We start from the raw sequence: 13318 nt of genomic DNA, 5'->3' as shown, positions 1-13318 counted from the left end.
TGCTCCGAACAATTCATCGCTTGCCATCGTGGTCTCCTGCGAATCCGCCATCGCCAGAGAATCACACTGCGACGGCTTTCGGCTATAGTGCTCGATGAGCCGTCGAATAGATCACACCCTCTGAGGATGACGCCCGGCACGATGCCGGCGATCAGCATGTCGCTGACCGAGACCTGCGCGAGCACGCTGTAGACCACGAACATCACCGACGGCGGAATGATCGGGCCGAGCATGCCGCCATAGGCTGTCAGTCCTGCCGCAAATGTCTTGTCGTAGCCCTTCTTCTCCATCTCCGGCACCATGATCTGGGCCATGATCGCGACCTGCGCGGTCGCAGACCCAAGGATCGATGAGATGAACATGTTAGCGAGGATGTTGACGTAGGCGAGCCCGCCCTTGAGCGAGCCGACGAACGCCATCGCCATGTCGACGATGCGACGGGTGATGCCGCCGCCGTTCATGATCTCGCCGATCAGGATGAAGAGCGGAATCGCGATCAGGCCGTAGCTGTCGACGCCGCCGAACAGCTGGAGCGGATAGGACTGGAACAGCACGGGATTGCCGGATGCTGCGATGTAGACGAGCCCGGCAAGGCACAGGCAGAGGCCGATCGGCACGCCGACCAGCATGATCGCGACGAAGGCTGCTGACGTGATCATCAGTTGACCCCGTCGAGCTCGGAGAGCGCAAAGCCCTTCGGTGGCGCGCGCGGGACCAGCTCGAGGTCTTCCAGCAAATTGGCGAGACCGTGAATGGTCATCGACACCGCGAAGATCGGCAACGTCAAATAGAGGACCCAGGTCGGCCAGTTCAGCGTCTGGGTGTGCTCGGTGTAGAGGAAATTGAAGGTTTCGGCCGCGAGCTTGCGCCCGTCGAAGCCGGCGCGCGCAAGCCCGATCGGGTCCATCCAGAGCACGCAGGTGATGACGAGGGCTACGCCGAACACGACGACGAGGCCGGTCGAGATCACCTTCGCGATCTTCTGGGCGCGGGGCGAAAGACGTTCCGTCAGCATCGTCACCGCGAAATCGAGCCGCAGCCGCGTCATCGCGGACGCGCCGACGAATGTCAGCCAGACCACGCAATAGACCGCGGATTCGTCGATCCAGTAGATCGGGAAATGCGAGTAACGGGTGACGACGTTGACCAGGATCAGGCCGGTGAGCAGGTACATCAGGCCCATCAGAGCCAGACGTTCGAACGCGAGGAGCGCGCTCGAAGCCATGATCACAATCCGCCGGGCGCTAAGCGCGCCCGCAACCGGCATCGTCCCTTCTTCGATCATCAAACCCCCAAGCCCCACGAGATTTCTCGTGCCAATCCAAAATGTATAATTTATACATTTTTGGTGTCAAATGGAGATTGCGGTCATTTCGGCGGCAGGACGCGCTTTTGCTGGGCACCTTGCTTTTGCTGGGTCCCTCAACATGCAAGAGAGGGACCGCTTCGGCCGGACGAGTCGCGGAGGAAGACGGAAGATCAGATGAAACAGCCTCTGAAGCATCGCACCTTGTCGGCTGCGATCGTCGACCAGCTCAGGCAAGCAATCCTCGACGGCACCTATCCGGCCGGATCGCAGCTGCGCCAGGATGCGCTTGGCGATGCCTATGGCGTCAGCCGCATTCCCGTGCGCGAGGCGCTATTTCAGCTCGAAGCGGAGGGCTTGGTGCGGATCGTTCCGCAGAAGGGCGCCATCGTCTCCGAGCTATCACTGGACGAGATCAACGACGTCTTCGACCTGCGCCGGATTCTGGAGCCGCGGCTGCTGGCGCACTCGGCGCCTCGCTTCAGCGCGGAGGATTTCGAGGGGCTGGATGACATCCACAAAAGCTTCGAGAAGGCGATCAAGGCGCGCAACGTCAGCGAATGGGGCCAGCTCAACGCCGACTTCCACATGGCGCTGTATGTCCATGCCCCGCAGCCCCGCACCCGGGCGATCGTGCTGTCACTGCTCCAGACCAGCGACCGCTACACACGCCTCCAGCTCTCCAACACCAAGGCGATGGGGATCGCGGAAAAGGAGCACGCCCAACTGATCGCGCTCTGCCGCGCGGAGAAGGTCGAGGAAGCCTGCCGGTTCCTGGAGCGGCACATCGAGGCCGTGCGCAAGGATCTGTTGCAGGTCGTGGCCGGCAGCACGATCGCGCCGAAGCCACGGCGGAAGAGCGAGTCGTAATCGATGCGCTCGTAGAGTGGGCAAAGGTGCATAGCGCCGTGCCCACCATGCGTGTTGGATGCAACGTGGTGAGCACGCCTCGCTTTGCGCACCCTACGATCTCAATGCGAGAACCAGAACATAAAGGGCGAAAACCAGAATATAAACGCGCATTCAGATGCCAACGACCGAGAGGTACGCTACAGTCGAGTCTCTCAGCCACTTTCGGCGGTTCTTGAGATAGGTGACGTAGATGAAGAGCACCGGCCCCATCAGCAGCCAGATCGGCCAAGTGTAGAACAGGGCCAGTGCCAGCCCGGTCAAGAACGTCAGCGGATGAGGATCCAAGAACTCGAACAACACGGCAAACGCCAATGCCGGCGCCACGACGTAGGCCAGCGTTCCGAACATCACGGATATCGGCCAGACCGAGATCACCTGAGGCCGCCAGCCCCGACGCTTGATAAGCCGCGTGAACGCCACGCCCAGCAATGAGCCAACGACGAACGGCGTCAGCAGGATGAGGGCGAGAACGAGAAAGACGCCGATTCCTGGGTCTACGTGTTCCACCAGCTCCTCCCGTCACCTGCTCCCGTCCGGCCCCATCACCAGATCCGGCAGGGCGGTCGAGATCCCCGGCACGAAGCACAGCAGCAGCACCGCAACCATCATCAGCAGCACGAACGGCAGCGTGCCCCAGATCACCTCGCGCAAGGGGATGTCGGGCGCGACGTTGCGGATGACGAAGATGTTGAGGCCGACGGGTGGATGGATCAGCCCCATCTCCATCACGATGGTCATGACGACGCCGAACCAGATGATGTCGAAATTGGCCGCGCGGAGCGGCGGCAGGATGATCGGCGCCGTCATCAGGATGATCGAGACCGGCGGCAGGAAGAAGCCGAGCACCACTACCATGACGAGGATCGCGAACAAGAGACCCCAGCGCGGCAGGTGCATCGCGACGACGGATTCGGCGGCCGATTGCGAGATGTGCAGATAGCTCATCACGTAGGAGTAGAGCAGCGACATGCCGATGATCATCATCAGCATGGTCGATTCCCGAATCGTCGATTTCAGGATCGGGGCGAGGTCGCTCGGCCGCCACACGCTGTAGATCGCCGCGATCAACGCCAACGCCAAGAGGCCGCCGAGGCCGGCGGTCTCCGACGGCGTGGCGTAGCCGCCATAGAGCGCGATCATGACGCCGGTGAGCAGCAGCACGAAGGGGATCACGCGCGGCAGCACGCTGAAGCGTTCCGCGAGCGTGTATTCGTCGCGGGCGAGGATCGCCGCCTCCGGGCCGCCGTTCTTGTAGATCGCTTCGGCGGCGGCATATTCCCGGCGGAAGCGGATCACGGCATAAGTGCCGAACAGCGAGACCAGCAGCAGGCCGGGCCCGATGCCGGCGAGAAACAGACGCCCGAGCGATTTTTCGGCGGCGACCGCAAACAGGATCATGGTGATCGAGGGCGGCAGCAGGATGCCGAGCGTGCCGCCGGCGGCGATGATGCCGGCGGCAAAGCCGCCGGAATAGCCGCGCTTGCGCATCTCAGGGATGCCGGCCGAGCCGATCGCCGAGCAGGTCGCGGGCGAGGAGCCCGCCATCGCCGCAAACAGTGCGCAGGCGAACACGTTGGCGACGCCGAGGCCGCCGGGGACGCGGTGCAGCCAGGCGTGCAGGGCCGAATAGAGATCCTGGCCCGCGCGCGACTTGCCGATCGCGGCGCCCTTCAGGATGAAGAGCGGGATCGACAGCAGCGTGATCGAGGCCATTTCCTCGTAGACGTTCTGCGTCACCGTATCGAGAGAGGCGGCGGGCATGTAGATGCCCATGAACACGACCGCGACCGCGCCGAGCGCGAACGCAATCGGCATGCCCGAAAACATCACGACCAGCGTCGCGATCCCGTAGGCGAGGCCGATACCGAAAACGCTCATGGACGTCTGGCTCCTGCGAAGGGCAGCGCAAGCTGCACGAGGATCTGGACGCAGAGCAGGCTCATGCCGAGCGCCATCAACGAATAGGGGACGGCCAGCGGCGGCGACCACATCGAGTTCGAGACCTGGCCGTCGACATAGGCTTCATGCGCCAGCGTCCAGGATTTCCAGGCGAAGAAAGCGCAGAACAGAAGCGTCACGGCATCGACCAGCCAGAGACGCACCTTGTTCGCTAGCGGCGAAAGCAGGCCGACGAAGGCCTCGATGCCGATATGACCGCGGTTCTGCTGCACGTAGGCGGCTGTCATGAAGGTCGCGCCGACCAGCAGGAACACCGCGGCCTCGTCTTGCCAGTAATTGGCGGCCTTGAACAAGGCGCGGCTGAGCACGCTGTAGCTCAGGATGGCGCAGGCCGCGATCAGCGCGATCGCGGCGAACACGACGATGATGCTGTTGAGGATGGCGAGACCGCGATCGATCGCCGCCGCAAGGCCGGTCCTTGCGGCAGCGTTTGCCTGGTCGTCACGATCCGGAAGCGGACCGTGGCTCATGCGGCGACGTCGGTAGCGAGCTTGAGCAGGTTAGCCGCCGTCGCGGTCTTGGCGCTGTAGTCCTTCCAGGCGGTGTCGCGGGCGATGTCACGCCACTTGCCGACGGTCGCGGCATCGAGCACCGAGACCTTGGCGCCGGCCTTCTCGTAGACCTTGGCGACCTCGACGTCGTCGTCCTGCGCGCCCTTGCGGCCGAAGGCTTCGAGCTCGGTGCCGACCGCGAGCAGGACGTCCTGCTGGTTCTTCGGCAGCTTGTCGAAGATCGCCTTCGACATCATCAGCGGCTCGAGCATGAACCAGTAGGACGCGCCCGCGCCCGAGGTCAGCGATTTCGCGACCTCTTCGAGGCGGAACGAGATCAGGCTGGTCGAGGAGGTGATGCCGGCATCGCAGGCACCGGTCTGCATCGCCGCGTAGATCTCGTTCGAGGGCACCGACAGCACCGAGGCGCCGGCGGTCTGCAGCACCATGTCCATCTCGCGCGAGCCGCCGCGCACCTTCATGCCCTTGGCATCTTCCGGTGCCACGATCGGCTTGGAGCGGCTGGCAACGCCGCCGGCCTGCCACACCCAGGTGAGCAGGATGATGCCCTTGTCGGCGAGGAAGTCGGTCAGCGCCTTGCCGATCGGCTCCTTCTTCCAGCGCAAGCCCTGATCGTAGGTGGTGACGAGGCCGGGCATCAAGCCGATATTGGTCTCCGGCAATTCGCCGCCGGCGTAAGGCATCGGATAGAGGCTGATGTCGAGCGCGCCCTTGCGCATCGCGGAGAACTGCGCGTTGGTCTTGATCAGCGAGGAGTTCGGATAGATCTCAGCGGCGATGTCGCCGTTGCTGCGCTTGGCGACTTCGGCGGCGAACATGCGGCAGAGCCGGTCGCGGAAATCGCCCTTGTCGACGGTGCCGCCCGGGAATTGATGCGAGATCTTCAGCGTGGTCGCGGCATGCGCGGTACCAGTGCCGAAACGGAGAATGGCGGGTGCGGCGACGGCGGTCGCGATCAGATGGCGGCGCGTGAGCATGATGTGATTCCCTTGGACGGTTTTTTGGGTTCTTGTTTGCTGTGATTTTGGGCTGGTCTTTGAGACCGCGCTGAGGCCCATTCTAGCCGGTCTTTCAGACAATGTTCTCTCATCTGATAGTTCGAGACCGAATGCCGCGGCAAGTGTGTCGGTCATGCTGCGTTGCACACTCCTGATCTCCTGCATCCGCCGAACGAAGGACGGCGGCGGGCGCGCAGAAATTTATCAGCGGCCGCGTAACAACGCCCCGTGGCAATCCGTCGAGATCAGATAGCGGCGTCCGTCGCTGACAAACATCATCTCGAAGGGAAGACCAGTCATGACCATTCGTACCCGCATCGCGCTCGGCGTCTCGGCGGCCGTTCTCTCGCTCGGCCTCGCGCTGTCGCCGGCCGCCTTTGCTCAAGACAAGATGGGCAAGGATGACGGCATGATGAAAAAGGACACGATGTCCAAGGACGGCATGAAGAAGGATACCATGTCCAAGGACGACGGCATGAAGAAGGACACGATGGCGAAGGACGGGATGAAGAAAGACGACGGGATGATGAAGAAGAACTGATCTTCAGTCGTCACTGATCTTCAGTCGTCATGGGGGGCGTTTGCGACAGGCAGACGCGCGCCCAAAGTTCTGGGACAAATGCCGGGGCGGTCACGTCGACCGCCCCGGCATAATGCCTCAGCTCAAATTCAAATGAACGTGACTTGCGAACGTTCGACTTGCGAACGTTACTTGCGCTTGGCCTTGCGGGCGGCGTAGCGGGCGTCTCGCTTGGCCTTTTGCTCGGCCTCGGCTTCAGCCGCCTTCGCGACGGCTTCTTCGGCCTCGCGGGCGATCCGCGCGGCCTCGAGTGCGGCAGCCTCTTCTTGAAGGCGCTTTTGCTCGGCCTTCTCCGCCTCGCGCGCAGCCTTCGCCTCGGCCCGCTTGGCCGCGAGGGCCTCGCGCTCGGCACGCTTCGCCGCGACCGCGGGATCATCGAGCCCGGGCTGCGACTTGAATTTGTTTAAAAGATTTTTGCGTGCGTCCTGCGCCGCCTTTTGCCGGTCTGCGAAGCCGGGTTCCCTGAATCCACTCATCGACGAGCCTTGTCTTCCTCGCTTCCGATCCTACATCAGTTCGGTTGGTACGTCGGCTGGGCATAGCAGGCGCAACGCGACGCAGAAGCGTTTACATCGCCGCGCGTCGCGACGCCACCCATAATCGCAGCCGATCAGGTAGACGAAAAATCGCCACCCCCGACGATCTCTCGTAGCCCCGAAAAACTGCCGAATTGTGATGTCCCTCATAAGGGGCCACGCGGAGCGGCGCCTAGCGTCCGCCCGATACGAGACGGAGCCCGGGTATGACGATCTCAAGACTGAGCCTGAAGGCGCTCGCGATCGCCGTCGCGGTGGCAGCCTTGGCCGGCGCCACGCTGCTCTTCGCCCGTCCGCAGCCGATCGAAAGTGCAGTCCTGGGCGCGGATTGGGAGTGCACCCAGACCGCGTTTGTGCTCACGACCTGCGCACCGCGGGTCCAGCAGGCGAACCCTGCGGTCGAAACCTCGCGCAAGGATGCGATCCGGCCGACCCGGGGTTGAACTGGCCCGGGGTTGAACTGGAGAGGCTGCACCGGGAGGCTGGTCGGGATGTGACGCGACGTCGCAGAGCTGATAAAGCCCTCGTGCCCGAGCGACCAGGTAGCCATGTCCAGCCCCGAGCCCAACCCCGAACTCAAGCCTGAACCGGGCGAGAAGCCCAAAACCCGGCCGAAACCTCAATCCGGTGACAACCGCCGCGGCGCCATCGCCGGCTTGATCATCGCGATTGTGATCCTCGGCGTCGGCTGGTGGCTCGCCCGCGATCTCACCTCGGCCAGCAAGATGCAGGACTGCCTGATGTCCGGGCGGAGCAACTGCAATGTGATCGAGCCGGCGCGCTAGAAGCGCTCCAGCGCGGTTCGCGCGGACGAAAAAATGCCGTGATCTTAATCATTTGTAACGGGACTAGCCGACCAAAGCAGGTCAGTCATGTCAGCCGGCATCAGCTCAGCACGAGGCGAATCGTCTATCGCGCCAGGCACCACGGCCATTGACGGCAATCGACAGAGCAGGGGTCAAGCACGCATGAGTGCGTCCAGCCGCATGAAGATCATCATTCCCTTGGTTTCGGCCATGTCATTGCTCGCCGTCTCGGCGCAGGCGCAGGACGCCAGGCCGCCGAGAGACGCCGGCCAGCCATCGGCAGGGCCGGGCGCCGGTGCGCCGCCGCAGAACATACGCAAGGGTCCGCCGCCGCAGCAGGCGGCCCGGCCCGGGCCACAGCCCGGCGGCCAGCCTCACGCCGGCGGTCCAGGTCATGCAGGTCCAGGTTTTGGAGGTCCAGGTGCTGGCCCGCACAATGCCGGCGGCCCGCCGCCCGGACGTAATTACGCCAGGGGTCCCGCACCGGCGCGCGATTGGGGCGGACACGCCTATCGCGGCAATGTCGCCTGGGATGGTGGACGCTGGCGCCACGAAGTCCACAACGGCCGCTCCGGCTGGTGGTGGGATGTCGGCGGCGTCTGGTACTATTATCCGCAGCGGATGGCGGGCCCGCCGGGCTACATCTCGGAGGACTATTACGACGACGTGCCGGTGGCCTATGCCCCGCCGCCCGTCGCCTACGAACCGCCTCCGCCGCCGCCACCGGCCGATCCCGGCGCAAGCGCGCTTGGCGGTGCCATCGTCGGCGGCGTGCTGGGCGGCCTGATATCGGGCAATGCCTCGGGTGCGGCCGCTGGCGCCGTGATCGGCGGTGCCACCGGCGCGATCGCCGGCGCCACGGCTGCCTCGCGCCCCGGCTACTATCTGGCCCAGGACAACTGTTACTATCGCTATCCGAGCGGCCAGTATGTACAGGCCGATCCCCGCGCCTGTTATTGAGACTTCCGGCGAGATCTGAAGCAAAGAGGCGGGCGAAAGGCTCCGCCTCTTTTTCGTTTCGGCGCTGGCCGAGAATTGAAGAGGGACCGATCGCCCCCTCGGGTCAGGACACCAGCCAGTTGAAGAACGCGATCGCGGCCCAGACCAGGCCTGCGATCCAGGCCAGCATCACGATGCCGATGGTCGCAAGACATGCGATGCCGAGCGGGTCGGATCTTTCCCGTTGCCTCGGGACGGCAATTTCGGCTGCGGCTTCTTGTGTCATGACGGGAACACCTCCCATGCCTTCTCGCTCTGCTGGGAGCGCTAAGGGGCCGTTTAGCGGAGATGCCGGGCGCAGGCTGTGACGCACTTCACAGATCGGTCTGTATCAAGCCAGCCTCACTGCTTCGTGCGGCATACGACGGGCCGCTGAGCGACCCGCATGAAGTGATGGAAATCCGAAAACCGGCGCAGCGATGGTCGCGCCGGTTCTTCGACATGTGCGTGAAGTGGATCGCGCATGACAACTCCGCGCGAAGAGGGTGTTAACCCCGCAATCATACGGACGAAATTGCCATGCGCTTGTCCAGATCGTCCGGTTAGAGTCGGGCTCATGTGTAGCAAGTACGATCCACAGCACGAAGCCGAGGCGGCGATGAAGCGCGCCGTGGCAGCCGAAGGCCCCGACCGGCAACGTCTCATCGAGCTGGCCCTGGCCTGGCATCAGCTCGCCCGCGATCGGCGCGAGGAACGGGCGGACTGAGCGCACGCTCTTACGAGAAAAACCCGTGTTCACAAGAAGAACCCCGTGCTCGGGGGGACAAGCACGGGGTTCTCCAGAGCCGATCGGGGCTGGCAGATCGGCACTACTCAATTCGGATGTCCAACGCGCTGATCGCGCGTTCGTTCCGCGTCGACGCGAGCCGCCGAAACGCGGCGTTAAGACTCGTTCCGAAGACGATTTTCCCGATCTCGATTCGTTTCAGGGAACGAAGCGGAGCAGGACCGTGAACAAACAACAAGTCCCGAAGGGGCCTCAGTGTGTCAGGCCGCTTCCGACTTCGGCACCGCGTCGGCATTCACCGAAAGCTTGACGACATCGCCTTCGACGGCACCGACATATTTCGTGTCGATGTAATGGTGATGGTCCTTGTGGCCTGCAGGGCTGTCCTTCCGCGTCAGCTTGATGCGGTTGCCCTCGACGCGGTCGACGGTGCCGACATGAGCGCCGTCCTTGCCGATGATTTTCATGTGCTCTCTGATTTCGCTCATGATGTCCTCCTTGTGCAGTGTCAACAGCGAGGACTGGTCTTCGTGCAAGGTGGTCGGCGCCGATTCTTGGAGCCAATGTGCTCGCCGAACGTTGAAAGGCAGTCGCAATTGCCAAGATTCACATCAAGATTCGCATGGAGACCTCTAAGGCCTATCTCGAACGAAAGCACAGGGAAATTGGGCTGTTGAACGATTGCCTGAGGAGCCCGCTGCGTTTGGCTCGTCCGCAATCGGTCGACGAGGTCGTGACGTCCAAATTTCAGCTCGCCGCGGCGCTGCGCGCGGAGCATGCGCTGCATGATTGGAAGGCGACAGAGACGGCCTGGTCGCACGCGGCCGCTCCCTCCAGCGGTCCGTTCGCGTTTAGCTACGACTATCAGCGCGCGGATCTCAAGGTGCGTGGTCCTTCGTTCTATGAATTCGAGCACGGCTGCACGAGCGAGACGATCTATACCGCCTCCGGCATGGCCGCGATCTCCGCGCTGCTGTTCGCCTCAGCAGGGATCATTGATAAGGCCGACATCCTGGTACTGCCGGGATCTTACGGCGAGACACTGGAGCTGATCGGGAGCCTTGTCCCCCATTTGCGGCTTGTCACCGCCAGTCTACCGCCGGACGAAGCGTTTGCTCCGGCAGCCTCGCCACAGCTTCTCCTGCTGGATTCATGCGCCTCCGCCGGGGCGTTCGAAGCGGCCTTGCGCCGCGACGGTTCGGCGCTCGATCTGTTGATTTTCGACACGACATGTTTCGCTGGCAGATCGGGTCGGATCCGGCGCGTACTGAGATGGGCCGCGCGATGGGACATTCCCGTCGTGTTGGTGCGAAGCCATAACAAGCTGGATTCGCTTGGGGTGGAATACGGCCGGCTCGGCTCTGCTGTATTCGTGCGTTGGAGCGGGAAGGACCTCAAGGCAGGTCGCCTGATGTCCGAACGCCTGGCGGCCGAAACCCGCAATGCCGTGCGGCTGCTCGGCGGCGCGGCGCTGCCGGCGCATTTTCCCCCGTTCGTGGGCACCGCGGCCTATTGGGCATTAACGAGAAGGCGTGTCGCGGCGATCCTGCGCAACGGCCGTCACACGGCGCGATATTTCGCCTCCGCGCTTGCGTCGCTCTCGGCCGAACTGCATTTCACCCACGGTCTCTATGTCACGCTTCGCGGTAGACGCGCCCTCAATGAGGCGACCGCCCGGCAGGCCGCCGAAGACATGAGCCGCGATCTGAGCGGCGAAGGCCTTCCCATTCGCCACGCCGGCAGCTTCGGCTTCGATTTCGCCGCGACGGAGTGGTTTCACGACGCAACAACGGATCGGTACAGCGTCCGGGTCGCTGTGCCGGATTTGCCGACCGAGCTGTGGAAGGATCTTGCGGCGGCGATTGCCGACTGGTGGGCGTCGAATCAATGAAAGCTTGGGGATGGATGAAAAACCGTGCCAGCTTCGACTGAGTGCGTGACTCCAGGCAATTGATCGACGGCCCGGCCGATTTAGTGCGGCGCCTGTTTCAATCGATCGCCAGGCATTCTTCCAGGGCAGGCTTCTCGTGGCCGCGACGCGCCCACGCCTGAACGGCGAAGGCGAGTTGGTGCTGCCTCACCGCCGCGTCCGCGACGGAAGCCCGTGCCGTCTCGATGGGCTTTGTGATCACGCCGGAGTTCACGACTCCTGCGTCGATTGCCAAGAACGATATTGCGACAACCGCCACCGCAGATGCGATAGCCATTCTCGTCCAGTCGGATTGCGGCATCGAAGTCCTTATCGGGCGTACGTCGCTCGGCGCATAGATAGGGCTCGTTTGCCCGGATCAAAGCCCGGGGGCGCGGCTGCCCACGCGTTCGTGAAGGACAGCCGATTTTACAGGTGCGCGTCGTAGACCGGGCTCACGATGAACGCCGGCGCATCGAGTCCCCTGCGCGCCGGAAGAGCTCGCCGGGCGAGCCAAGAGGATGTCCCCGGAGGATGAGACTGAAAATGGCGATCCCGGCAGCTCGTAGGATGGGGAGAGCCCTTGCGAAATCCATCGCCCGTATTGCGTCGGTCGAGTGACCGCCATCATTGCCACACATGCGCTCTTATTGGTCGGACGGGGAGGCATGTTCGCTCAAATGTCAGCACCGAGAGGCGAAAAGCTTGATGAGTTTCGAAAGTGCTCTACCCATCCTATGAGCCGATCGCATCCCCAGCCGACCATTTCCGTGTGTGGTCTAACGAATTGGTCGGATCAAACGCTCGATCCGCGATCATTATTGCCCCTTCATCTTCGACCCTAAATTGTGCCACTCTGGTGAAAAGGGAGGAGGGGGCGATGTCAGCTGCTGAGGAAACAATTGGGCTGAATTTTAATGCCAATGCAGTGGCGCACCCTGCGCAGCGAGCCGCGCAGTTCGCGAATGAATTCGTTACGTTCGCCGCCAACGCGATTGGGGACGCTTCGCTCGAGAAGGAGCCCGAGGCACGAAACCCTGCGTTCTTTCACGCAAAGATGCCGGGGCCTCAGCGCACCGAGGACGAGCGCAGGGACGCGTATCTGAATTGGGTGATGGTTCGAGGACTACAGGACTTGTCGCGCGGTGTGAAACGTTCACTTGAAGAGGCGTACCTGTACGTTGAAGGGCGTAAATTGGTCGGTCGCAAGATGAAGCTCGCCGAGCTCGCCGGTTTCGAGGCCCAAGTTCGCAAGCGGGCTAACAGGAAGGACTTCGGGCAAATCATGAGCCTGGTTAATCCGCAGCTCAAAGAACCACTGTCGTTCGAAGAGGAGTTCAAATCCCTTCAGAAGATCCGGAATGTGCTGGAGCACCGTGACGGCATTGTTGGCGTCCAAGATCTTGGCGAGAGAGAAACTCTGGACCTTCTAATCCCTCGGATCGGGCTATTCTACATGAAGGATGGTCAGGAAACAGAGATCACTGGCCCGACCGGCCCGTTCCCAGCGGACACGGCGATGTACATCAAACGGGCCTCCCCACGAAAACGAAGCTACAAATTGGGCGAACAGACCAAAATCACGGGGCGCGAGTTCAATGAGGTCGCATTTGCCTGTCACCTGTTCGCCGCAGACCTCGCAAATAAACTCCCCGACATCGCCGTAACCGTCGATAAAGCGGCGTCAGCGGATTCATAACGCCTTTCGGGAGTCGGTCTCGAGCACCGCGGTGCGCCGTCGCGCCGTATCTGGCGACGAGTTCGTAGCTGGTAGGACGGGTCGAGCCCTTGGAAGACTGACCGCCAGTATTACGTCGGTGAAGTGACCGCAGTCGTTGCCGCTCATGCGCGCTTATCGGTCAGACGAGAGCCATGTTCGCTCCAAATGGCCGCACCGCGAGGTGAAAAGCTCGATGGGTTTCGCAGGAGCTCTACCCATCCTACGCGCTAGCAGTCTGCTGAAAAACTATGAAGTCGAGAGTTTTCTTGTCTTTGTTCGGTCGCTGTCGGGGCGGAGCGCTGGAGGTTGGATGTCGTGTTCGGCTTGGCGCCGGGTTACCCCGGCGCGGGGTGG

The 13318-nt window shown here is 62.7% G+C and carries 18 protein-coding genes; 9 read left to right on the top strand and 9 right to left on the bottom strand.

Annotation, left to right across the window (positions count from 1 at the left end):
- Together QCM77_RS44125 and QCM77_RS44120 are read right to left on the bottom strand one after the other, a co-directional pair.
- Positions 1 to 659, bottom strand: a 659-nt coding sequence (locus tag QCM77_RS44125; protein ID WP_280096931.1) for a TRAP transporter large permease subunit, incomplete at its 3' end; no start/stop codon positions are given.
- Positions 659 to 1285, bottom strand: coding sequence for a TRAP transporter small permease (locus QCM77_RS44120; protein ID WP_279664688.1), 627 nt, complete (start codon positions 1283 to 1285; stop codon positions 659 to 661). The genes QCM77_RS44125 and QCM77_RS44120, both read right to left, overlap by 1 nt.
- A 198-nt stretch (positions 1286 to 1483) precedes the next feature.
- Here QCM77_RS44120 and QCM77_RS44115 point away from each other — a divergent pair, with 198 nt between their 5' ends.
- Complete coding sequence (locus QCM77_RS44115; protein ID WP_279664686.1) at positions 1484 to 2176, top strand: GntR family transcriptional regulator; 693 nt, start codon at positions 1484 to 1486, stop codon at positions 2174 to 2176.
- A 153-nt stretch (positions 2177 to 2329) separates the two neighbouring features.
- Here the strand turns inward: QCM77_RS44115 and QCM77_RS44110 are convergent, their stop codons facing one another.
- The 4 genes from QCM77_RS44110 to QCM77_RS44095 are packed head-to-tail and all read right to left on the bottom strand — an operon-like array spanning position 2330 to position 5666.
- Positions 2330 to 2725, bottom strand: a complete 396-nt coding sequence (locus QCM77_RS44110) for a hypothetical protein (protein WP_279664685.1) — start codon at positions 2723 to 2725, stop codon at positions 2330 to 2332.
- 12 nt (positions 2726 to 2737) lie between these two features.
- Complete coding sequence (locus tag QCM77_RS44105) at positions 2738 to 4096, bottom strand: TRAP transporter large permease (RefSeq protein ID WP_279664684.1); 1359 nt, start codon at positions 4094 to 4096, stop codon at positions 2738 to 2740.
- A complete protein-coding gene (locus QCM77_RS44100) occupies positions 4093 to 4647 on the bottom strand; it encodes a TRAP transporter small permease (protein ID WP_279664682.1) in 555 nt (184 codons plus the stop codon). Before QCM77_RS44100 ends, QCM77_RS44105 begins: the two co-directional genes overlap by 4 nt.
- Positions 4644 to 5666, bottom strand: coding sequence for a TRAP transporter substrate-binding protein (locus QCM77_RS44095; protein WP_279664680.1), 1023 nt, complete (start codon positions 5664 to 5666; stop codon positions 4644 to 4646). Before QCM77_RS44095 ends, QCM77_RS44100 begins: the two co-directional genes overlap by 4 nt.
- A 319-nt stretch (positions 5667 to 5985) precedes the next feature.
- On the opposite strand from QCM77_RS44095, the gene QCM77_RS44090 reads away from it, so the two are divergent.
- On the top strand, positions 5986 to 6228 hold the full coding sequence (locus tag QCM77_RS44090; protein ID WP_279664679.1) for a pentapeptide MXKDX repeat protein: 243 nt from the start codon (positions 5986 to 5988) through the stop codon (positions 6226 to 6228).
- 167 nt (positions 6229 to 6395) lie between these two features.
- On the opposite strand, the gene QCM77_RS44085 is transcribed toward QCM77_RS44090, so the two are convergent.
- A complete protein-coding gene (locus QCM77_RS44085) occupies positions 6396 to 6743 on the bottom strand; it encodes a DUF6481 family protein (protein ID WP_279664678.1) in 348 nt (115 codons plus the stop codon).
- A gap of 266 nt (positions 6744 to 7009) precedes the next feature.
- Between QCM77_RS44085 and QCM77_RS44080 the strand changes: the two genes are divergently transcribed.
- From QCM77_RS44080 to QCM77_RS44070, 3 genes are all read left to right on the top strand, one after another.
- Positions 7010 to 7246, top strand: a complete 237-nt coding sequence (locus QCM77_RS44080; RefSeq protein ID WP_279664676.1) for a hypothetical protein — start codon at positions 7010 to 7012, stop codon at positions 7244 to 7246.
- 105 nt (positions 7247 to 7351) lie between these two features.
- Positions 7352 to 7588: a hypothetical protein gene (locus QCM77_RS44075; RefSeq protein WP_279664674.1), complete on the top strand. Its 237-nt coding sequence runs from the start codon at positions 7352 to 7354 to the stop codon at positions 7586 to 7588.
- A 183-nt stretch (positions 7589 to 7771) separates the two neighbouring features.
- Entirely contained in the window at positions 7772 to 8569 is a 798-nt protein-coding gene (locus QCM77_RS44070) for a hypothetical protein (RefSeq protein WP_279664672.1), read from the top strand.
- A 103-nt stretch (positions 8570 to 8672) separates the two neighbouring features.
- On the opposite strand, the gene QCM77_RS44065 is transcribed toward QCM77_RS44070, so the two are convergent.
- Positions 8673 to 8834, bottom strand: coding sequence for a hypothetical protein (locus tag QCM77_RS44065; protein WP_279664671.1), 162 nt, complete (start codon positions 8832 to 8834; stop codon positions 8673 to 8675).
- 330 nt (positions 8835 to 9164) lie between these two features.
- Between QCM77_RS44065 and QCM77_RS44060 the strand changes: the two genes are divergently transcribed.
- The gene (locus tag QCM77_RS44060) at positions 9165 to 9314 is read left to right on the top strand and encodes a hypothetical protein (RefSeq protein WP_279664670.1); all 150 of its coding nucleotides are present in this window, start codon (positions 9165 to 9167) and stop codon (positions 9312 to 9314) included.
- 281 nt (positions 9315 to 9595) lie between these two features.
- On the opposite strand, the gene QCM77_RS44055 is transcribed toward QCM77_RS44060, so the two are convergent.
- Positions 9596 to 9823, bottom strand: a complete 228-nt coding sequence (locus QCM77_RS44055) for a DUF2171 domain-containing protein (RefSeq protein WP_279664668.1) — start codon at positions 9821 to 9823, stop codon at positions 9596 to 9598.
- Between the two features lie 134 nt (positions 9824 to 9957).
- Between QCM77_RS44055 and QCM77_RS44050 the strand changes: the two genes are divergently transcribed.
- The 3 genes from QCM77_RS44050 to QCM77_RS44040 all read left to right on the top strand — a co-directional run bounded on the left by QCM77_RS44050 (position 9958) and on the right by QCM77_RS44040 (position 12943).
- On the top strand, positions 9958 to 11226 hold the full coding sequence (locus QCM77_RS44050; protein WP_279664666.1) for a hypothetical protein: 1269 nt from the start codon (positions 9958 to 9960) through the stop codon (positions 11224 to 11226).
- Between the two features lie 224 nt (positions 11227 to 11450).
- On the top strand, positions 11451 to 11603 hold the full coding sequence (locus QCM77_RS44045) for a hypothetical protein (RefSeq protein ID WP_279664664.1): 153 nt from the start codon (positions 11451 to 11453) through the stop codon (positions 11601 to 11603).
- A gap of 521 nt (positions 11604 to 12124) precedes the next feature.
- Complete coding sequence (locus tag QCM77_RS44040) at positions 12125 to 12943, top strand: hypothetical protein (RefSeq protein WP_279664662.1); 819 nt, start codon at positions 12125 to 12127, stop codon at positions 12941 to 12943.
- The last annotated feature ends 375 nt before the right edge of the window (positions 12944 to 13318 follow it).

Source organism: Bradyrhizobium nivariense, from assembly GCF_029846695.2.
Lineage (GTDB): Bacteria > Pseudomonadota > Alphaproteobacteria > Rhizobiales > Xanthobacteraceae > Bradyrhizobium.
This window is presented reverse-complemented; position numbering and strand designations above follow the sequence as displayed.